17 protein-coding genes are annotated in these 21011 nt (G+C 71.9%); 10 read left to right on the top strand and 7 right to left on the bottom strand.

Features of this window, described 5'->3' with window-relative positions:
- Window positions 1–603: 603 nt before the first annotated feature.
- Window positions 604–1203 (bottom strand): short chain dehydrogenase, encoded by a 600-nt coding sequence (locus tag NQU55_RS32360; RefSeq protein ID WP_168096049.1) that lies wholly within the window; start codon window positions 1201–1203, stop codon window positions 604–606.
- A 167-nt stretch (window positions 1204–1370) separates the two neighbouring features.
- Between NQU55_RS32360 and NQU55_RS32355 the strand changes: the two genes are divergently transcribed.
- Window positions 1371–2240 (top strand): LysR family transcriptional regulator, encoded by an 870-nt coding sequence (locus NQU55_RS32355; RefSeq protein WP_168096050.1) that lies wholly within the window; start codon window positions 1371–1373, stop codon window positions 2238–2240.
- Between the two features lie 530 nt (window positions 2241–2770).
- On the opposite strand, the gene NQU55_RS32350 is transcribed toward NQU55_RS32355, so the two are convergent.
- Together NQU55_RS32350 and NQU55_RS32345 are read right to left on the bottom strand one after the other, a co-directional pair.
- Complete coding sequence (locus NQU55_RS32350) at window positions 2771–3697, bottom strand: helix-turn-helix domain-containing protein (protein ID WP_256791646.1); 927 nt, start codon at window positions 3695–3697, stop codon at window positions 2771–2773.
- A gap of 24 nt (window positions 3698–3721) precedes the next feature.
- Complete coding sequence (locus NQU55_RS32345) at window positions 3722–4465, bottom strand: helix-turn-helix domain-containing protein (RefSeq protein ID WP_168096052.1); 744 nt, start codon at window positions 4463–4465, stop codon at window positions 3722–3724.
- 614 nt (window positions 4466–5079) lie between these two features.
- Here NQU55_RS32345 and NQU55_RS32340 point away from each other — a divergent pair.
- Window positions 5080–5346 carry a peptidoglycan-binding domain-containing protein gene (locus tag NQU55_RS32340; RefSeq protein WP_256791645.1) on the top strand — a complete coding sequence of 89 codons (267 nt, stop codon included), beginning with the start codon at window positions 5080–5082 and terminating at the stop codon, window positions 5344–5346.
- 646 nt (window positions 5347–5992) lie between these two features.
- Here the strand turns inward: NQU55_RS32340 and NQU55_RS32335 are convergent.
- Window positions 5993–6652, bottom strand: a complete 660-nt coding sequence (locus tag NQU55_RS32335) for a hypothetical protein (RefSeq protein WP_256791644.1) — start codon at window positions 6650–6652, stop codon at window positions 5993–5995.
- An 887-nt stretch (window positions 6653–7539) separates the two neighbouring features.
- On the opposite strand from NQU55_RS32335, the gene NQU55_RS32330 reads away from it, so the two are divergent.
- From NQU55_RS32330 to NQU55_RS32290, 8 genes are all read left to right on the top strand, one after another.
- Window positions 7540–9897: a sensor histidine kinase gene (locus tag NQU55_RS32330; RefSeq protein WP_308402298.1), complete on the top strand. Its 2358-nt coding sequence runs from the start codon at window positions 7540–7542 to the stop codon at window positions 9895–9897.
- Window positions 9894–10298 (top strand): roadblock/LC7 domain-containing protein, encoded by a 405-nt coding sequence (locus tag NQU55_RS32320; protein ID WP_168094701.1) that lies wholly within the window; start codon window positions 9894–9896, stop codon window positions 10296–10298. The genes NQU55_RS32330 and NQU55_RS32320 overlap by 4 nt, the downstream gene beginning before the upstream one ends.
- Window positions 10298–10669 carry a DUF742 domain-containing protein gene (locus NQU55_RS32315; protein ID WP_168094700.1) on the top strand — a complete coding sequence of 124 codons (372 nt, stop codon included), beginning with the start codon at window positions 10298–10300 and terminating at the stop codon, window positions 10667–10669. Before NQU55_RS32320 ends, NQU55_RS32315 begins: the two co-directional genes overlap by 1 nt.
- Complete coding sequence (locus NQU55_RS32310; RefSeq protein ID WP_256791643.1) at window positions 10656–11249, top strand: GTP-binding protein; 594 nt, start codon at window positions 10656–10658, stop codon at window positions 11247–11249. Before NQU55_RS32315 ends, NQU55_RS32310 begins: the two co-directional genes overlap by 14 nt.
- A gap of 286 nt (window positions 11250–11535) precedes the next feature.
- Window positions 11536–11664, top strand: a complete 129-nt coding sequence (locus NQU55_RS32305) for a hypothetical protein (RefSeq protein ID WP_256791642.1) — start codon at window positions 11536–11538, stop codon at window positions 11662–11664.
- 95 nt (window positions 11665–11759) lie between these two features.
- Complete coding sequence (locus NQU55_RS32300; protein WP_256791641.1) at window positions 11760–14927, top strand: lantibiotic dehydratase; 3168 nt, start codon at window positions 11760–11762, stop codon at window positions 14925–14927.
- Entirely contained in the window at window positions 14924–16240 is a 1317-nt protein-coding gene (locus NQU55_RS32295; RefSeq protein ID WP_168094010.1) for a lanthionine synthetase C family protein, read from the top strand. The genes NQU55_RS32300 and NQU55_RS32295 overlap by 4 nt, the downstream gene beginning before the upstream one ends.
- A 373-nt stretch (window positions 16241–16613) precedes the next feature.
- Window positions 16614–17960: a wax ester/triacylglycerol synthase family O-acyltransferase gene (locus tag NQU55_RS32290; RefSeq protein ID WP_372504855.1), complete on the top strand. Its 1347-nt coding sequence runs from the start codon at window positions 16614–16616 to the stop codon at window positions 17958–17960.
- Window positions 17961–18174: 214 nt separating this feature from the next.
- On the opposite strand, the gene NQU55_RS32285 is transcribed toward NQU55_RS32290, so the two are convergent.
- The 3 genes from NQU55_RS32285 to NQU55_RS32275 form a co-directional block, all read right to left on the bottom strand.
- Entirely contained in the window at window positions 18175–18666 is a 492-nt protein-coding gene (locus tag NQU55_RS32285; protein ID WP_168094011.1) for a DinB family protein, read from the bottom strand.
- Window positions 18667–19075: 409 nt separating this feature from the next.
- Window positions 19076–19441 carry a hypothetical protein gene (locus tag NQU55_RS32280; RefSeq protein ID WP_168094012.1) on the bottom strand — a complete coding sequence of 122 codons (366 nt, stop codon included), beginning with the start codon at window positions 19439–19441 and terminating at the stop codon, window positions 19076–19078.
- Between the two features lie 444 nt (window positions 19442–19885).
- Window positions 19886–20902: an NADAR family protein gene (locus tag NQU55_RS32275; protein ID WP_168094013.1), complete on the bottom strand. Its 1017-nt coding sequence runs from the start codon at window positions 20900–20902 to the stop codon at window positions 19886–19888.
- Window positions 20903–21011: the final 109 nt, after the last annotated feature.

Here is a 21011-nt window from a genome sequence, read left to right as displayed (position 1 = left end):
AACGCCTATGAGCTTGCGGAATTGCCGCTCGGTCAGCCCGGAGAACAGACCTATCCACCCCGGCTCAGACGCCGTGACCACAGCACTCACACCAAGATCATCACATGCCTGACCAGGCCTTACGGGACATCATTTAGCACTACCACCACCTCCTCACCGATGCTGACGGCAGGCTGTTCGTAGACGGTGCGCCGCGGCCCCGGCCAGGAAGTCGCCCCGGCATCACTCAGGGCCGCGCGGCCGGGCTCACCGACCTCGTTCGCACCGGGCCCTGGGCGGAGCCCACGACCGCGACCGGCTACGTGCCGCCGCGCCTGGGCTGACAAGGGGGAAGCACCGGCCGTACGACCCGGGCGACCAAGCCTTCGACCGGTCCCGAGGCCCTCCCTGCGGGACCGCGCGGACTGACGACCAAACTCCACCGCACCGCGGACAGCCGTGGCCGACCACGAGCCGTCCTCCTGAGTGCCGATCAGCGTCACGACAGCGCGACAGCCCGGCCAACTACTGGAGCGTCTCCGGGTGACGACCGCCCCTTCCGACGAAGCAGCGGTCACACTCGTCTCACTCCGGCCCTGGGGAAGATCAGCTCGAAGGCGGACCCTAGTGCACCTGGTACACCTGCCCCGTCTGCGCCCCCTCGATCGAGCGGACGTACGCCGTCGCGACGCGTGCCGCCGGGACGGGCTCCATGCCGGCGAAGAACGGCCCGTAGGCGGGCAGGGATTCCTCGGCCACCGTCGGGCTGACGGCGTTGATCCGCTGCGGCGGGAGCTCGATCGCGGCGGCGCGTACGAACGCCTCGACCGCGCCGTTGGCGGCGGAGGCAGCGGCCCCGGCCACGATCGGTTCCTGCGTGAGGATCCCGCTGACCAGCGTGAACGAGCCGGTCGCGGCCACGTGCCGGGCGCCCTGGCGAACCAGCTCCACCTGGCCGAGGGCCTTGCCGCGGAACGTCGCCGCGAAGTCGTCCGCGGCCAGCTCGGCCAGCGGCTTGAACACGGCGTCGCCCGCCGCGACGGCCACCGCGTCCAGCGGACCGGCCTGTGCGTACATCCGGGCCACGGCCTGCGGGTCGGTGACGTCGCAGAGCAGGTCGCCGCCCGTGCGGCCCACGCCGATCACCTCGTGGCCGCGCTCCGCGAGTGCCTTGTGTACCGCGGAGCCCAGCGTGCCGCCCGCGCCGACCAGAAGAATCCTCACAGCTCACCATCCAATGTGAATAAACGAAGCCCCGGGAAAACCGGGAGATCCCCTGGGAGCGAGTGCCCCAGGGAGGGAAGCCGGGCGAACCACCCGGCGCATCCGACGCTACGGATCGCGCTCCGCACCCGGAAATGCCGTCTGGGCAGCGACTATGCTTCCCATGCATGGATGTGGAGCTGCGTCACCTCAAGGCCCTGGCCGCCATCGCCGAGGCGGGCACCGTCACCGCTGCGGCCGCCCTGCTGCACATGACGCAGCCCGCCCTCTCCCGCACGCTCGCCCAGCTGGAGGCGCGCGTGGGGGTCCGGCTGGTCGACCGCTCCTCCCGGCATCTGCACCTCACCCCGGCCGGGGCCACCCTCCTCGGGCACGGGCGCGCCATCCTCGCCCACCTCGACGCGGCACTCGCCGACACCCGGGCCGTCGACCGGCCGTTGCGGCTCGGCTACACGTGCGCGGTCCTCGGGCAGCAGACCGTCCCCCTGCTGCGCTCATGGCGCCGGGCGCATCCGCACGCGCCGCTCGAAGTGGTCCGGCAGGACAACAGCACCGCGGGCCTGGCCACCGGCGACACCGACGTGGCGGTGCTCCGCACCGTCCCCGCCGACCCGCGCATCCGCACCGAGGCCCTCTACACCGAGGACCGCGTCGCCGCCCTGCCCGACGACCACCCGCTCGCGGATCGCGACCGGGTCCGCCTGGCGGAACTCACCGCCGGCCCGGGCCCGACCCTCCCGCTGGCCCTGTGGCCGGGCACCGGCACCGCCTCGGTCGGCCTGTGGCCCCCTGCACAGCGCCCGGACCGCACGGTCGAGGTGCGCAACGTCGACGAGTGGCTGAACCTCATCGCCACAGGCGGCGCGTTCGGCGTCGGCGCCGCGGGCACGGCGGAGAGCCACGGCCACCCCGGGGTGCGCTTCGTCCGGGTCGCCGACGCGCCCGCCACCACCGTCTACCTCGCCCACCCGGCCCACCCCACACACCCGCGCACACAAGAGTTCCTCGCGGCTGTGCGTGAGGTGGTCAGCGCCTGAAAACTGTCCGGCTGGTGACGAACGGAGCGACCTGCTGCAGCATGAACGCCTGGCGCATGCTCGCCCCGAGGCCCACTCGCGCCGAAGTCCACCAAGCACACAGGGTGGTCCGAGGTCGTCATCGGCGGCACGGCACGAAAGACGCAGGTGCTGTTCTCAAGCGCGACGGCATCCTGGCACACTCCCTGAAGGCCGTCGCTTGACCAGTTGCCCTTGCCCAATGAGATGGACGCAGGTCCGCGTAAATTCAGCCCGCTCGGCACCGGACGACTACCAGCGTTCGAGAGCCCTATGGTTAGCATGTGACGCGCTTGCGGGAACTCACCTGGACCCGACCGTGGCGGTCAGCGATCCGCCGACCAGGGACTTTTTGTCCTTCCCCGGTCAGCGGAGCGATACAGAACATGGATGGCCATCAGGCTGTCGTGCTCGGCGGGCAGACATAGCCCGCGCCGCCTCAGGCGGTCGGTCCGCACGGTGCCATCCGCCGGACCGGCGGAGATACCGCCAGCGCGCTGGACCCTCTCTCATCAAGGGGCGCGCCCTCCGTCTTTCTGGAAGCACTCCACTCCTGGGTGGTGTTCGGGGGCGTAGTAGCAGGCACGCAGTTCTTCGGGGCGTGGGGCGGAGATCATCGGTGTGGTGACAGGACGGCCGGCTTTGCCGAGCCCGGTGGATGCGCCTGTGACTGAGGCGGTGCGCGCCTCCGGCCCTTCGATTTCGATGTGCGCTTCGGCGCTGAGCCGTGGGGTGCGGACCCATGCCGCGCGGCAACGGGGGCTGTGCTCGATCGCCAGCCGTGTGCCGTCGAACGCAACGTGGTCCACCAGTGTTCTGGCGTCCTCGCACACCGCCGGCCCCGGGTCGTTGCCCTCGCAGAGATCCAGCACGCATACGGGCGGCGCGGGCATGGCGGAGGAGCGGGAGAGACGTACCAGGAAAGCCGCTGAGATCATTGCGCCGCAGAGCGCCATGACGGCGAGGGTCGTGATGACGGGGCGCCGGGTGAGCAGGCGGGAACCGGCCGCCAACGCCCTCAGCCACCACGAGGCGCGCCTGTGCTGGTCCCGGATGCCACCCACCGAAGAGTGCGGTGAGGCGGCTGTTTCGCTGACAACGCCATGGCCTGCGACAATGGTGGACGCCCCGCCAGGGGAGGCTTCGGGCGTCCGTCTTCGGCTCCAAGAAGCTTCGGCAGGCTCCCATCGCGCCAGGAGAGCCTCCGACGGCAGGCCTGCCACCGAACAGAGTGCCTCGACCGCCTGCCGAGGCGGGAACTGCTTGCCGTTGAGATACCGCTCCCACGACGACTTGCTGATCGACGTGGCCTCGGCCAGTTCGAGGAGGCTGAGCTCTGAACGGCCCTTCATCGCCCGCATCTCTTCAACCAGACAGACCCACGCAGCGTCCACGTGACCCGGTATCGCCTTAGGCCGCGATTCGCCCGGCCGGGTCATGCCCCGTTGCTCCTTCCCGGATGGTCAGCTGGTATGCCGCAACAACGCCCAGGTCTCCGCATCAACACCTCCGTAGCCATCGATGCCGCCGCGCCGCTGCTCCCGGGCGACCTGACGCGCGGTGCTCTCGCTGAAGCGCCCATCGATCACCCCTATATCCACACCGCGGCGCCGTAGCAGGCACTGCATCTCCGCGACGGCCGGACCGGCGCTGAATACCCCGAGCAACTGGCTGACGGTGGTGCTGTTCCCGGCGTACATCAGACCGCCCTGGCGGACGTAACGGCAGCTGTACCTGTCCACGGCCTGGTCGGCAGTCGCGTTTTCAGGCGACCCCGATGGGCCCACGAGGATCAGCCCGACCGAGACGGCAGCCGACACCAGCACTGCTGTAACCGCCGCGGCCAGCGCGGGCACGTTGATCGCATCACCCTTCCTGCCGTCGTGTCCGGCGCTCTGCTCCGGGCCCCCGTCACCAGCCGCCGCCCGTACTCCCCCCTCCACGGCGCACCAGACCGGCTCAGCCGCAGTGCGCAGCCTCAGCAACGGCTCGGCATCGACACCGACAGCCCTCGCCAGCGCCTCCACAGCCCTGACCGGTGGCAGCGTCCTGCCGTTCAGATACCGCTCCCACGTCGACCTGCTGTAAGGAGTCCTCGACGCAAGAGCAGTCAAGGACAAGCCGCTGCGGTCCTTGACCTCTCGCAACGCCGCGACGAACTCCTTCCCCGCCCGGCTGTGCGACTCCGGCAGCGTCCTCCACCGCACGACCCCTCCTTGCCCGCCGCAACCCCTCTCCCGAAGTGTTCATCAACACAGTCTTCCCGGGAGCCTGATGGGACGACTACCTCCTGATGCAAGCAGCCGTTCCAGCCACTGCTTCCGGGCACGCCATCGCACCTCGGCGTCCGAGTGGCACCGGCACGAGGAGACGACGCCTCCCCGGGATACCACTGGTCACAGCCACACCACCCGACGAGGCTTCCCAGGACATCCCGGGAACGACATCAGAGCTGGTCAACAAAGGGCCGCCGCAGCCAGGATTTGCCCCGTCCGCCAGTAGCCGGGCCTTGCCGATGCGCACAACCGACGCACCGGACGGCAGGACGGCAGACCTGGAGAGCAGCTCACGGGGGTCTTTCCAGAACGCTCACCTGCCGGGTCGTGCCGTGCTCCGCGGCACTGGCGGGCAACCGCAAGGCGCAACACAAACCGCAACACAGCAACACAGGAACGCAAATCGCAACACAAGCTGCGAAACCATACTGGGAGGACACATGCCGATCAGCGCCCGCCTCGCCACCGGACTCGGCGTCGCGATGCTAGCCATTGGCGGATCCACCGCTCAGGCCCAGGCGACACAGGCGTCTGCGCCACCGAGCGTGCAGCGCTACGTGTGCGACTACACGGACAACGAGCCCACGCTGAGCGTCGGCTCCCAGGGCCTGGCGGTCAAGCAGGCGCAGTGCCAGCTCAACAGCGTGCTCGACCGGCTCGTCACGGTAGACGGGCAGTTCGGGGCGGCCACCAAGAGCGCGACCAAGGCGTTCCAGCAGTGCGCAGGCCTCACCGACGACGGCATCATCGGGGCTAACACATGGCGGGAACTCGACTACTGGTGGTGGAACGACATCGACTGCCACAAGTAAGCCCTCGTGGCTGAGACAGCCGGCATCGCGCCGGGGGCCCACCCGCCCCCGGCGCATCCCGTGCCCTTGTCCGCTGGCGATACAGGAACTTGAACAACCCGGACGAGCTTCTCACCCGTCAGGGGGCCGCTGAGGTACATCGGACACGGGAGTCACGATGTACCACGCCGTGCCCCACTCGCCACGGCGGAGGCCGCCGCACACCTCCGGCCGCACGCGAAAGGGTGAGCCGCTCCGAAGAAGGGCGGTGGCGGTCCAGCGGGGGAGCCTCGACCTGCGTGTCATGGCACCGGCTGAGCGGTCGTGGCCCTACGGGCAGAGCTTGCCCGGCTACATGATCGCCATGTCTTCGGGAGTTCGGAGCCCGGACGACGACGCAGGCCCCAACGAGGCCGGTGCCCCCGCCGCTCCCGCCTCCGGCACCCCAGAGGACGCGCCCGGCGACCCGACTCACCATTGAGCCGGATATCTCGGACGGCCGTAGGCGACAGCCCCTGACTCGTGACAAGGCCAGGTGCTTCTCACGGTGCCCGGCGCTCTCGGGCGCCGGATTCGGGTGGCAGGACGTTGGTGCGGCATCTACCGCTGAAGCTGATGACCAGGGTGTGGCAGCGCCGGCACGGGGGTTTCAGTCTCTGCAGGACGGTCATGTCCTGACAGGTCCGTCCATCAGGTTGGTGATCAGCTTCCGCAGGCGTCCCGCGCGTACGGTCTCAACGCCGTGGACGAGTTGCGCTCCGTAGATGACGGCGGTCCCGGCAGGCGGCGCGCTGGTCCAGCGGGTGCGGGGGACGGCGCTCAGCGCGGCGATCTCCTCGGGCCCGGCGTGGTGGGATATCTCCCGTACGAACTGTGTGCCGGGGGCGAAGGCGCTGCCGGACCCGGCGGTCCGCTCCGTCCACAGCGCGTCCGACGCGCTCGTGTCGACGTAGAACTCCCCGCCCTGCTCCGCCTCCTGCAGGTGGAACGCCACCCGTGCCACCCGCTGCGGTCGGCACTCCGGTGCGCTCACGCCGTGCACGTGCGTCTCGATCCGGTCGCCGGGCCCGAGGTCGTGGTAGTCCCACGGCGTGACCGCGGTCGCGGACGGGAACACACGCCGGATCGCGGGCAGCGCCCGCTCCACCGCCGTGCCGAGGATCTCCTGCACGGCGGCGGGCGGTGCCAGCCCGTCACTGGGCCGCGCGGGAACCCAGCGCGTCGTCGCGAGGTGGTCGTCCATCAGCTTGACGACCTCTGCGGCCTCGTCGGGGGTGAGGAACCCCTCGACGGTGTGAACAGCGAGGGTCTCGGTCATATGGATCACGATCCACTCCTCTCGCGGTACGGGTGCTTCCGTCAGCGCATTCCACCGCGAGATGCTGCCAATGCCAATGGTTCCAGCGCACGCCGCGGAAGCACCGGGGCGTACGCGCGGGCGTACCGGGGAGCGCGCTTACGGCCGCTCCTTGCTGCCGCTGCCGAGTAGCCCCCATGCGCTCTCGGCGCGCATCGTACTGCCGGTGCCTTGCCGTGGCCTGGGACAAGGTCGTCCCTGGCCATCGCCTGCGGTGGGAAGGTCACCTCCGGGAATGGCGCCGACGAGCCGGCCTTGGCAGGCCGGAGAGTGATGGTCGTACCTGGTCGCCACGGCACGGAGCCCGCGCGGGACGAGTGCAGGGTGAACTGCCGCCGGCACCGTCGTCGCCTGGAACAAGAGCTGGATCGCCGACTGATCCCCACCCCGCCGCCGGCACCCCCGGAGCGCGCGCAGCTTGGGGCGGGCACTGCAAGGTGGCGGGAGACCGAGGCCGAGGAGCCGGGTACGGCCCCTCCCGAGCGGTTGCCCGAATCGACGCCCCGGCGTGTGAAGATGCACAACGGCGCCGAAGGCCCGGCGCGGTCTGGCCCCCGGCCCGGCCCGAGCGGCTGCAAGGACGGAGCAGGGCGGAACAGGATGGAGCGGGACGGGTAACGACCGTCGCCCGCCTGTCCCGACTTCTCGGGCATAGCAAACAATCACCGCAACCAGCAATGAACTACTCTTGAGCGCCTTTACCATTCCCGCACGTCAACCTCAACCGCTGCTTTTGGAATTGGCTGGTTATGATCGGCATCCACTCCGAAATGGTCGGCTGTGTTTGACGAGGACTGATGACTCCCACAGGATCCGAAGGCCCGGGCGAGCCGGTACGAAGAAGCCGACGTCGAGCCGTGCGCCTGCGTACCCTGCTCGTCGGGCTCGCAGTGGTGCCCACCCTGGCGATGGGCGTCCAGGTCGTCATCAGCTCCGAGCGGTCGGTGCGGGAGGCCCGGCACCTGCGCGAGGACGTGGCGGCCGGGCGGCAGACCGTCGTACCGCTGTACCAGCTCATGACCAGACTGCAGTCGGAGCGCGCGGTCACCGCCGCTTGGTGGTCGGGCATGCCCGTACCCGGGGCCGACCTGCGGAGCCGCCGGGCCGACACCGACCGGGCCGTGACCGCGTTCCTGAAGTCGTCGGACCCCGAACAGGTCCATTCCGACCGGGCGAAGGACCGTCTCCGTGAAGTCGCGCGGGGGTTGGCCGACCTGGGCGCCCAGCGCGAACGGGCCGACGCACGCCACGGGAACCCGGACGACACCGTCAACTACTACACCGAGCTGATCGGCGGGACGGTCCGTTGCTACGGGGACTTCAGCCACGTCGACGACGGCGGGCTCACGCAGGAGACGACGTCGCTCGTGGCCCTGCTCTCGGCGGCGGAGGCGGTGGCTCGCGAGGATTCCATCCTCGCGCTGTCGGGCCCCTCCGGGAGGCTGACGTCCGCCAGATTCGGTGAATTCATCCAAGCCGCCGGAGCGGCCGACTACTTGTACGACTCGGTCGCCCGCGACCTGCCCCTCGACGACCAGGACGCTCTCCAGCGGATCCTCACCTCCACCGCCTGGCAGACCAAGTCCCGCATCGAGAAGGCCGTCGTCGACGAGCACCGGGACGCCTCGTCCGGCGTCGTGCTGCCGCCGGACGTCAGCGACTGGCGGGCGGCCTACGACACCTTCTCCGCCCGGTTGAACACCCTCAACGAGAGCGAGCTGCAGGAGCTGCTCGCCCACGCCGACGACCGGGCAGCCGAACTGGAGCACCAGGTCGTCGTCCTGGTGGCGGCGAGCAGTGCCGCCCTGCTGCTGGTCGTCGCCGTCGTGGTCTTCACGACGCGTTCGGTCCTGCGCCGTTTGCGGGACCTCCACGACCGCACGGTGGCGGTCGCCGAGGAGACCCTGCCGGAGGTCGTGGCCCGCCTCCGGCGCGGAGAGGCCGTCAGCGCCGACGCACTGCCGCAGCCGGGCGGCGAACAGGACGAGGTCGGACAGATCAGCGACGCCTTCGCCCGCGTCGTCGCCGTGTCCGTCGAGGGGCACCGGGAGCTCGCCGACGAGCGGCAGGGCTTCAGCGTGTTCGCCTCCGGCATCGCCGCACGGACCGGGAACCTGGTCAGCCGGCAGCTCGCCCTCACCGAGCACATCCAGGACACCTACGGCCAGGACGAGGCGCTCCTCGCCGACCTCATGAGCTCCGATCAGCTCACGGTCGGCATGCGCAGGCAGATCGAGAACCTGCTCATCCTGGCGGACGGCGAGGTCCCCGACCCGCACATGGAGCCCATGCGCATCGCCGATCTGCTGCGCGAGGCGGCCGCCGAAGTCGAGGACTTCCGGCGCATCGACCGGCACGCCATGGACGAGACCAGCGTGGAGGCCGGCGTGATCAGCCAGCTCAGCCACCTCCTGGCGGAGCTGCTGGACAACGCCACCCGCTTCTCCCCGCCGACGACGAGGGTCGCCATCCGGTCCGAACTGGTCGGCGACGGCCTCTGCATCGAGGTCGAGGACCGCGGCCCGCGGGTCACCGCCGAGAGGTACGAGGAGATGAACGCCCGGCTGCACTCGGCGCCTCCGTACTCCGTGCTCGCCCGCAACGCCCACCGGCTCGGCCTCTTCGTGGTCGGTCACCTCGCCGACCAGCTCGGGGCGACGGTCACGCTGCGCCGGTCGGCGTTCGGGGGAACCTCCGCCATAGTGATCGTCCCGGGTGAGCACCTCGTGACGACCCGGGAGCGCCCTGCGGCGCCTGTACCGGCGGAGGAAGCCGGGTCCGAACCGCAGTCCGCCGAGGAGCGGCGGCCGAAGCTCGTCCCGCAGCGGCCGCCCGTCGACCCGGCCGGTGCCCCGCCCGTCGACCTGGCCGTCGACCCGTCCGGCGCCCCGTCCGGCGAGCCTGCTCCCGGCGAGCCCGCTCCCGGCGCGCCGGGCCTGCCCCGCCGCCTGCGGAAGGAGCGGACCCGGGAGGCCGGGAACACGGCGCCGGAGGCACCGCCGCGGCCCGGTTCCGGGGACACCTCCGGCCGGCCGGCCCTCCCCGAGCGCATCCCGCAGGCCCACTTGGCCCAGCAGCTCCGCGAGCCGCGCACGGCCGGACCGGTGGGCGTGGGCCAGGACGCCGCCACCCCCGAAGAGGTGGCCGACGCCTGGGCCGACTACGAAGACAGCACCAGGCAAGTGGAACTCGAGCTCCGACAGGACCAGCCATGACGACGACACAGAACGATGCGATCTACAGCATCCTGGACAACAACCTGAGCAGGATCGCGGGGATCCAGGGAGCCGTACTCCTCTCCAACGACGGGCTCAAGCTCAGCGCCTACATGCTGGAGCGGGACCAAGCCGAACGGGTCGCCGCCGCGTCCTCCGGCATAGCCTCCACCATGAAGGCCATCTCGCGGGAGATCGACGGCGGCGCAGTGATCCGCCAACTCGTCGAGATGGACGACCGGTACCTGTGCATCGTCGGGTGCGGATCGGGCAGCACCCTGATCGTGGTGGCCTCCCGCAAGGCACGGCTCGGGGAACTGGGCGGCGAGACGGTCCGCGCCGCGCAGGCGCTCGGCGAGTGGCTGGACACCCCGGAACGTTCACAGGCGCCCACCTCGTAATGGCCGCCGACCCCCAGCCCGGACGGCGCCGCCGGACGCGGCTGTACGCCCTCACCGACGGGCGTACAGCCGCGTCCCGCCACGGCCTGACGATGGACACGGTGATCACAGCGGCCCCCGGTGCCGGCAGCCACGGTCACGGCGGCCTGCCCACGGAATGGCAGGAGATCCTCGCCATGTGCCCGTCGCCGAACGGACGGGCGGTCGCCGAGATCGCCGCCCGGATGGGGATGCGCCTGACTCCCATGGTGGTCCTGCTCGGCGAGCTGCTGGAACGCGGCCTGATCCGCCACCGGCCGCCGCTGGACGCCTCCGAGACCTCCAATGTCCATCTGCTCATGAAAATCAGGGACAACCTTGCCCGACTATGACAGCGCCGCCGCGCCGGAAGCGTCCCCCGTCAAGATCCTCGTCGCCGGGGGCTTCGGAGTCGGCAAGACGACTCTGGTCGAAGCAATCTCCGAGATCGATCCGCTGCGGACCGAGGAGCGGCTGACGTCGGCCGGCGTCGGCGTCGACGACCTCGACGGCATCGAGAGCAAGACGGCGACCACGGTCGCGATGGACTTCGGCCGCATCACCCTCGGCGACGCCGGAGTGGCCCTGTACCTCTTCGGCACGCCGGGCCAGGAACGCTTCTGGTTCATGTGGGACGACCTGCTGTACGGGGCGCTCGGGGCCGTCGTCCTGGTCGACACCCGGAGGCTGGACCGCGGCTTCCCCGCCATCGACTTCTTCGAGAACCGCGGACTGCCGTTCATCGTCGGCGCGAACTGCTTCAACGGCGAGCAGCCGTACACCCCCGAGGAGATCAAGGCGGCCCTGCACCTGAGGGACCCGGACACCCCCGTCCTCCTGCTCGACGCACGCTCCCGGGAGGACGTCCGCAGCTGCTTGCTCTCGCTGCTCGACCGGCTCATCGCACAGGCACGCCTCACCGCGCCCGCCTGACGGCATGCCTCACCGCGCCCGCTTGACGGCATGCCTCACCGCGCCCGCCTGACGCCGGGCCTCACCGCGCCCGCCTGACGCCGGCAGGCCGGAGGCGTCACGGTGGCAACAGCAGCACGGCTCCAGCACGACCCACCGCCCCGCACCCAGGGCGGCGGCACCCCACCCCAGTGGCGCCGCCGCCCTTCGGCATGTGTTGACCGCTTGTTGAACGGCCCGGTCCAGCATGCTCTCTCAACCGCTCCACCAGGGCGCGGTGCAAAGGAATGCGAGAGAGGAAATCGCCATGGACGACCTGTTCGACCTGGACGTGGAAGAGATCGCGGCGCCGGCCCTCGAAGGTGTGCCCGGCGAGGCGGGGGTGGCCCTGGTCACCAGCAACGAGTGCCTCACAGGCACGGGCTGCATCTGCTGACCAGCCCCGGTGGACGCCGTACGGGCGGGGCCCGCCCCCGCCCGTACGGCACGCACGCACGCACGTGAACGGTGACCAACGGGAGCGGAGAAAAGGTGTCGGTGACGAGGTCGGCGGACGAGACGAACGGCGGCTATGCCTGCGCCGACGTGGTGCTCCTGAGGGCGGCGATACGGCCGGTGGACACGGCCCCGGACCCGGCGGGGACACCGTCCCCGCGGCAGGCAGCCGCGGACGGACTGCTGCGCGAGGCCGTCGCCCTCGCCAGCCCGTCGCTGTCCGCCGTGCTGGACAGGGCGGCGGCCGGCGCGCCCCTGACGGCCAAGGAGGAGCGCCGCGCGGAGCGGGCCCTGGCCCGCTACGCGCTGCGCATGAGCGAGCGGGCCACCCCCTTCGGCCTCATGGCCGGCGTGGCGACGGCGGGCTTCGCGCGGCGCCCGGAATTCCGCTGGGGCGAGCGGCACACCAAGGCCGTACGAGCCGACATGGGCTGGCTCACCGCTGTCGTCAGCCGCCTGGAGGAGGACCCGGGCGTCCTGGCGGCCCTGAGGGTGACGGCCAACGACCTGTGCACGGTGCGTGGCGACCGGCTGGTGCTGGGATTCGTCCCCGAACCGGCGGACGTCCCCCTCCGGCAACCGGCGGTGCAGGAGATCACCGTTCGCCGTACGGCGGCCGTACGGCGGGCGCTGGAGCTCGCCCGTACCCCCGTGCCCTGGCCCGAGCTCGTCCGGCGGATGACGGAGGACTTCCCGGCCGTGGACGGGGACACCGTCCGGGCGATGCTCACCGAACTGGTCCGGCGCGGGGTGCTGCTCACGGAGCTGCACCCGCCCATGGACGACGGCGACCCGCTGGCCCATGTCCTCGGCCTGGCGGCGCGCGCAGGGGAGGGCCTCTCCGTGCGGAGCCGGGACGTCCTGCGGGACCTGGCGCTCGTCGAGCGGGAACTGGCCGATTACGCGACACGGGCCCCGGGCCGGGGCCGGGCCGCCCTCGCCGTGGCCGAGGCGCGCATGCACCGGACGCACCCGGCCGAGCGTCTGGTGCAGACCGACCTGCGGCTGGACGTCACGGCCCGGCTGCCCGAGGCCGTACGGGCCGAGGCGGAACGCACCGCCGGTGTCCTGGCGACCCTGGCCGCCGCGCGGCCCGGGCCACGGCATCTGCGCGCATACCACGCCCGGTTCCTGGAGCGCTACGGAACGGGGCGCGCCGTCCCCCTGACCGAACTCCTCGACGCCGAGCGAGGCCTGGGTGTCCCCGAGGAGTACCGCGCACCGGCGGCGTCCCGGTCCCTGCCCGGCGCGGAGGGCCTCGACGACCGCGACCGGCTGCTGCTGGCCTGGGCGCAGGAGGCAGCCACGGCCGGGGAACGCGAGCTCGTCCTGGACGACACGCGCGTGGCCCGCCTGACCGGAGCCGGCCGCCCATCGCGGGACGACCGGGACGCCGCCGAGGGAGCGCGGTTCGCGCCGCTGTTGTCCTTCGACCTCGTGGCCGAGGTGCGCGCGGCGTCCCTGGAGGCCATGGCCGAGGGCCGGTTCCGGCTGCTGGTCGGCGCCGTCTCGGCCGTCGCGGGCGCCGTCGCCGGGCGCTTCGCGCCCGCCCTGGGCGAGGAGGCCCAGCGCTTCGGGGAGGTGCTGCGCTCCGTTCCCGCGCGTGACCCGCGCGCCGTCCGCGCCCAGCTGGCCTTCCGCACGCTCGGCGGCCGGGCCGCCAATGTGGGCCGCGTCCCCCGCTGGACGGACCACGTGATCACGGTGGCGGCCTTCACCGACCGGGCGTCGCGGTACGCCCTGGGCCTGGACGACCTGGCCGTGGTGGCGACGACGGACAGGCTCGCCCTCGTCTCGGCCGCGCTGGCCGCGGAGGTCGTCCCCGTCATGCCGAGCATGCTCAGCCTGCGCGGCAACGCCCCCGGGACGGCCCGCTTCCTGGCCGAGCTGCCCCGCTCCGGGGAGTCGGCGCTGCCCGTCTGGGACTGGGGCGCGGCGGCCGCCCTGCCGTATCTGCCCCGCGTGCGCTCCGGCCGCTCCGTTCTGGCCCCGGCCCGCTGGTACCCGGCCGACCCGGACCTGCCCGCGGCCGCCGGCGACCCGGCCACCGGACCGGCCGAGTGGCGGCGGCTGTTCACCGCCTGGCGCGAGCGCGCGGACGTGCCCGACCGGGTCACGGCGGTCCACGGCGACCAGCGCCTCACCCTCGACCTGACCTCCGACGCGCACCTGGAACTGCTCCGGCACGAGTGGCGGCGCCGGCCCACGGCGCACCTGCGGGAGGCGCCGGAGGGCGCGGAGTACGGCAGCGGCTGGTCCGCCGGGCACCGCACCGAGATCGCCTTCCCCATGGTCCGCACCGCCGCCCCCGATACGGCCCGGCAGCCGCTCGCGGCCCCGCCGCGCCGCCGGGCCGCCACCGCCCACCACCCCGGCTCCCGCTGGCTGTACGCCAAGCTCTTCTGCTCGCCGGAGCGCCACGACGAAATCCTGACCACCCGTCTGACCCCCCATCTGCCCGGCCTGCTGAACGGGTCCGGCACCCGCTGGTTCTACCTGCGCTACGCCGACCCCGACCCCCATCTGCGCCTGCGTTTCCACGGAGAGCCCGCCGACCTCGGCGGGCGGCTGCTGCCGCGCCTGGGGGAGTGGGCGGCGCGCCTCGCGGACCAGGGGCTGTGCGGGCGGCTCGCCCTGGACACTTACGACCCCGAGCTCGAGCGCTACGGTGGCCCGTCGGCCATGGCGGCGGCCGAAGCGGCCTTCGACGCCGACAGCAGGGCCTGCCTGGAGCAGCTCGCCCTGCTGCGCGCGGGCACCCTCTCCCTCGACGCCCGGCTCCTGGCGGCCGCGAACTACATCGACCTCCACCACCGGTTCCTCGGCCGGCCCGACGGCGCGCTCCGTCTCCTGGGCGACGACGCCGCGCGTGGCCACGACGACGCCCCCACCGCCCTGCGGGAGCCCGCCCGCCGCCTCCTCGACGCCGACGGCCGCTGGCAGGCCCTGGAGTGTCACCCCGGCGGAGCCGAACTGCTGCGGATCTGGGACCGCCGCGCCACCGCCGTGGCCGCGTACGGGCGGCGGCTGCGCGCCCTGCCCGCGGCGGAGCGGTGGGGCGGGGAGGAACGCGCGCTGGCCTCCCTGCTGCACATGCACCACAACCGGCTCGCGGGCATCGACCGCACCGCCGAACGGCAGTCACTGGCCCTGGCCCGCGCCGCCCTGCGGGCGCACCTCGGCCGGGTCAAGGCGGGGGCGTGACGGCCCGCGGCGCTGCCGAGGCCCTGGCCCTGGCCGCCGGCGTCGCGGAGCGGCTCGCCGACCCATGGCGGGTCGCGGCGCACCACCCCGCCTCCCGGCCCGCCTGGCAGGACCTGACCCTCAGCGAGGGCCTGCCCGGCATCGCCCTGCTGCACCTCGAACGCGGGCACGCCGATGGCGAGGCGCTGCGCACCGCTCACCGCTGGCTGGCCGAGGCGACGGCACGCGCCGCGACGGCACCCTCCGCCGCCCCCAGGCCCAGCCTCTACTACGGCGTGCCCGCGCTCGCCTTCGTCCTGTCGCGCGCGGCGGCGGCCGTCGGCCGTCCCCTACGAGCCGCCGAACGGCTCGGCGCCCAGCTCCGCCGCTACGCCCGCGACACGGCCGCCCGGGAACTGCGGCGCCGGCCCGGGAACGGCGAGTGCGTGACCATGGCCGCCTATGACGTCGTGTCCGGGCTCACCGGCCTCGGCGCCCAGCTGCTCGACGACCCCCCGGGCCGGGACGCGCTGGCCGACGTGCTCGCCGCCCTCGTGGCGCTGACCGTGCCCGTACGCCTGAAGGACGGCCGCACGTTGCCGGGCTGGTGGACCGCCCAGGGCCCCGGACCCGGCTATCCGCCCACCACACCCGAGGCCGGCCATGCCAACGCCGGGCTCGCGCACGGGGCACCGGGGCCGCTCGCCCTGTTCGCCCTTGCCTGGGAACAGGGCGTCGTGGTCCCCGGCCAGGAAGCGGCCATGCACACGCTCGCCGACTGGCTGGCGGACATCCGTGTCCACGACGAGCAGGGAACCCGCTGGCCCAGGGCGCTCGTCCTGCACCCGGCGGGCGGCACCCCCGTGGCCACCGACGACGCCCCGGACCGCCCGGCCTGGTGCTACGGAGCGGTGGGCGTCTGCCGGGCGCTGTACCTCGCCGGCCGGGCCCTGGACGTACCGGAGTGGCGGAGCACAGCCCTGGCCGGCTTCCGCTCGGAGCTCGTCCGGGCACGGCGCGAGGACCGCGAGGAGGAGGCGGATCCGGGGCTGTGCCACGGCTGGGGCGGCGTCCTGCAGATCACCTGGCGCATGGCTCACGACACCGGGGACCCCTGCCTGCGCGACCTCCTGCCCTGGCTCGCCCGGCGCGTCACCGACCGGGCCGCACCCGACGAGCCGTTCGGCCTGCGGCACCCGCCCCCGCCCCGCGGCCGGACGGCCGACCGCGCAGGCTTCCTGACCGGCGCGGCCGGCACGGCCCTGGCCCTGCACACCTTCGCGACGGACACGACACCGGCGACGGGCTGGGACCGTGCCCTGCTGATCGCGTGAGCCCTCGGCGCCCGGCCGGGCCCACCGGGACCCCGGCTCGTACGTTCATGATCACGCACGCGACCCCTGCAGACCACGCGCGATGCCTGTACGGCGACGAATACCAGGACGCGCGCAAATGCGGCGGCGACCACCGCGAGCAGCGACAGCCGGAACGGCGGCCACGGGGGAGGGATCGAGAGTGAGGCAGGTCTGGAGAGTGACCTCTGCCGCCGGATTCAACGAACTACCGGTAACACAGGGTGCCGGAGCCATACTTGACTGTAGCTGATCGACAGCGATTGACTTCTGTTCGCTTACGTTCAGCAGTACTGCTGCCCCCTGGCACCATCCGACGCGCGAGTACCCATACCCCTGTGACCTCGGAGACCCTGTGACCTCTGAAGTGGCGCCCGAACTGCTCGCCCCGCTCGACCTCGCCTTCTGGAACATCGAGTCCGCCGGCCACCCCCTTCACATGGGCGGACTCTTCGTCTTCGACGCCGACACCCCGGACGCCGCCCAGCGTGCTGCCGCCCTGCTCGCCGCCCGCGCTGCCCGCATACCAGGTCTGAACACCCGTATCAGGCCCGTCTGGCTCCCTGTCGGCGGCGCCGCCCGCCATGTCGCCCCTGACTACGACCCGCTGGACCACGTACACCTCGCCGCGCCCGTGCGGGACTTCCGCGTGGCTGCCGGGGCTTTGATGCAGCAGCCCCTGGAGAGGGGACGGCCGCCGTGGGCCGCGCATGTACTGCCCGGCGCGGACGGCACGTCCTTCGCCGTCCTGTTCACGTTCCACCACGCCCACGCGGACGGCATGCGCGCGGCGTCGTACGCCCTGTCGCTCCTGGACCCCGCCGCTGTCGATGGGGCACCGGCCTCGGCCGATGTGCCACGCGCGCAAAGGAACGGCTTCGGCCTGCGCCTACCCGATCCGCGCAAGCTGCCCGGCTTGGTGCGCGACGCCGTCACCGACGCCGGCCGCGCCCTGTCCATCGGCTCCGCCATGGCCCGCGCCGCCTTGAACGTGCACTCCTCGCCCGCCCTCGCCTCCCGTTCCACCGGCGCTCGCCGCGCCGACGGCGCGATCGTCGACCTGCGCGACGTGAACCGTGTCCGCGAGGCCGCGGGCGGCACCGTCAACGACGTCCTCCTCGCCGTGGTCGCGGGCGGCCTGCGGCGCTGGCTCGACAAGCGAGGCGACGGGAGCGACGGTGTACGCCCCCGTGCCCTCGTGCCCGTCTCGCTCCGCGATCCGAGCGACCCGGGCGCCTCGGGCAACAGGCTCTCCGGATATCTGACCCGGCTACCCGTCAGCGAGGCCGAACCCCTCACGCGCCTGCGCGCGGTACGCGAGGTCATGGAGCGCAACAAGCAGGCCGGTCCCGCCACCGGCCCAGGCGCCGCCGCGCTGCTGGCCGACGTCATCCCGCCCCTCGGCCACCGCTTCGGTGGCGGCCTCATCGCCCGCTCGGGCGGCCTCTTCTACGACCTGCTCATCTCCAGTGTTCCGCTGCGCGGCGCCCATGGCCTCACACTCGCGGACAGCCCCGTCCGCGAGGCCTATCCGCTGGCCCCACTCGCTCCCGGGCAGTCCCTTGCCGTGGGCATCACCACGTACGAAGACCGCGTCTGCTACGGCCTGCTCGCCGACGCTGTCGCCGTACCCGACCTGGACGTCCTCGCCCGGTCACTCGTGGAAGAGGCCGCCGAACTGGTCGCCGCTTGCGGCAGCTGACCCCTTCCCGATTCAGACGCCCGGCCGCCCCGGCACTCGACCGGGGCGGCCGGCCCGGGCCGGAACGGGATAGGCAGCACCCTCCCATGCCGGGTTCCCTCTGCCTCCGCCTCTGCCTCCGCTCCGCAGGAGGGCGCACGATATCGGGATCTCCCATGCTCCAGCCCACGATCGGGGTGGAGTCGTGCCCTGGGCGGGATCTGACGGGTCTGGTTCAAGTCCGGCGGGTGGCCTCGGTCTGCTCACGCAGGATGTCGCTGTGGCCGGCGTGGCGGGCGAATTCCTGGATCAGGAGCAGGTAGATCCATCGCAGACTGACGGTGCCGCAAGCAGGGTGCTGCCGGATGGCGTCGAGTTCGATGTCCGCGGCGATCGTTCGCGCGCGGTTGCCGGCGCGCTCGAATTCGGCGATCACGTCGGCCACCGTCTCGTCGTCACTGACCACGAAGCTGTCCTCGCCCACCATCGCGCCGTCGCATTCGGATTCCGGCAAACCTCCCAAGATGTGCTGGAACCACTTCCTTTCTGCGAATGCTGCGTGTTTGACCAGCCCGATCGACGTCGTCATGGACGGGACGAGACGACGGCGGGCCTCTGCTTCGGACAGGCCGCGCACCGTGTCGATCAGCTCGGCGCGGGTGTAGTCCAGCATGTATTCGAGTAGTTGGCGCTCTGGGCCGCTGGTGGTGCCGGTCGGGTTGTTCATGGCGTGCGTGTCCTTTCGCAGTGGGCGCGAGACCGAAGTGGCCTAACAACTGGGGATGTCCACGTGCCCGCAGCTGGGGAGTGAAGTCCGTACGCCGCCAAGCGTGCGAGGCTCTCGGCGAAGTAGCGCTCGTCAGGGGTTGGTACCCAGATGCAGGCAGGTAAGTCAGCCGGCAGGGCAGTGATGCTGCCGACTGCTGCTGGTGGCCGGCTCGCCTGGGGCCCTCAGGAACTGTCCGCGGCGCAGGTAGTTCGCCTTGAGGGGGCCGTGGAGATCGGTCTCCCCTAGCGGAGCGACTCGGACGCTCCCAGGCTGACGAGCGACGGCCGGACCCCACCTGGGGGCCCGGCCGTCGCTGTTCGTCGGTGTATCACGGGCGGCTGAGTGCCACCCCTTCGCCTGCCTCCGGTCAGGAGGTCTTCTGCAGCAGCCAGGCGTTCGGCGTGAAGGAGGAGTTGACGAAGACCACGCAGCCGCCGCTGTAGTAGGTCTGGACCTTGGTCCAGCCGCTCGGCGGTTGAGCGGAGGCACAGGCGTTGACCTGGGTGCCGACGGGGAGGCCGTCCAGTTGCTTGATCATCTTGATGTTCGAGCCGCTCATGGCGCGGCACGAGGCGCTGGTGCCCCAGTTCACGTCGACCCAGCCGTCCGGGGTCATCGAGTCGGCGCACACCGTGCGGGTCTCGCCCGGCGACGCCTGGGCCGGGCTCGCCGAGACGGCGCCGACGAGCGTCGCGCCGAGAAGTGCCAGACCCGCGGTGCGGAATCGTCTCATGGGGTGTCTCCCAAAACGTGAAGAGTGCACTGATGCGCTGATGAGGGATCAGTGTTGGCCATGTGCATTCAAGGGCCTGTGTGAAGAGCTTGTGGAGACTGTTTTCGGCCATGGAGGGCCACGAAAGGCCTTCTCAAGGCTTCCTCAAGGCGTTCTCAAGGCCTTGAGGAAGCCGTGAAGAGCCGTCGTGTCACAGGGGCGCGGGCCCATGCTGCACAGTCGTGGGCGGCGGTAGACGCCTGGCGCGTACCGCCCGCGCTCGTGCGTAGGCCCGCGCGGAGGCGGCCGGCGCGGAGGGCCATGACTGCCCATCGGGCCTCGTCGCTGGGCAACTCGCCATGACCTCGACTGCGAGCTCCTCCACGACCACGCCGTACCGCACCCCGGACACCCCCGTGTGATCGACTAGGGCAGCAGGGTGCGAAAGAACCGCCGGGGTGGAGGTCAGTGGGGCAGGCCCAGGCGGCGGGCGTGGAGTTCGGCTCGGGTCGCTTCCAGGAGGCGGCCCATCCAGTTGCGGCCCGCGCCTTCGTAGCCCCAGAAGGTGACCTCGGAGAGGGTGAAGGAGTTCGCCCGGTAGAGGATGCGGGTCGATCCCGTGGCCATCAGGAGGTCGGCGAGTTCGGGGTGCTGGTCGTACTTGGCCCGCAGGAGCGCGGCCATCACCGCGGTCCGGGCCTCCGGGGCCGGATCGACGGCCAGCCATGCCTCGTGGACGTTCCGATAGGTGACGTCGACGATGCGGACCGGGGCCGGATACTCGTTGCGGAGGGCCGCCGAAGGGCTCGCGTCCTCGGACCAGTCTTCCGGCGCGTGCCACTCGTGGAGCAGGACACTCCCGTCCGCCGGCTCCGGCTCCTGGTCCTGCCGGGCGAGCCACTCCAGCGGATCGCCCCACTCCTCGTCGAAGTAGTCCAGCGCCTCCTGGTAGTCCTCCGCCGTCACGTTCCCGCCCGGGCCCATGGCCAGGTCGTACAGCGGGATGTCCCCCACGGAGTGGTCCGCGAGCGCCGCGTGCCGCTCGTGCTCGGGGATCTCCTCGTACGCGGCGCGCAGGACCGCCCGCCGCTTCTCCGTCGGGTCCGCGCGGAACTCCTGCAGGGCGCGCAAGGCCCGGGCTGTGGAGTCGGGCCGGCCGTTCAGGTCGTCGATGTCGTCGCGGATCTCGGCGTACAGCGACTCCGGCGTGAGATGGCCGTTGACCTTGCTGAACTCCCACTCGACCGTCGCGTGGACCGCCGCCCGCGCCCCCTCCTCGAACCTGGTCACGATCCTGCCCCGGCGCAGGTCGGCGGCGAACTCCTCGAGCGTGAGCAACTCCTCCCAGCAGTCGATCACCCCGTCGGCGTAGATCCCGAGCTGTTCGAGGTAGTGGTGGTCGCCGTTGCGTACGAACACGGGGCGGGAGAGCCCCGGTATCCGCTCGCCGTCGACGATTCGAAAGGTCGGCTGCTTGCTCACGCGGGCAGTCTAGGCCGGGAAGGTCTTTCGGCCGCCGACGGGGACGTAGGTCGCGTCGGCACTTCTTGACGTCGTGCACCCTCCGGTGCTGGAGCTGTGCCAGAACGTC

The sequence above is a fragment of the Streptomyces telluris genome (genome assembly GCF_024519335.1).
Taxonomy (GTDB): domain Bacteria; phylum Actinomycetota; class Actinomycetes; order Streptomycetales; family Streptomycetaceae; genus Streptomyces; species Streptomyces telluris.
The sequence above is the reverse complement of the archived record's forward strand: the minus strand, read 5'-3'. Positions and strand labels throughout refer to the sequence as shown.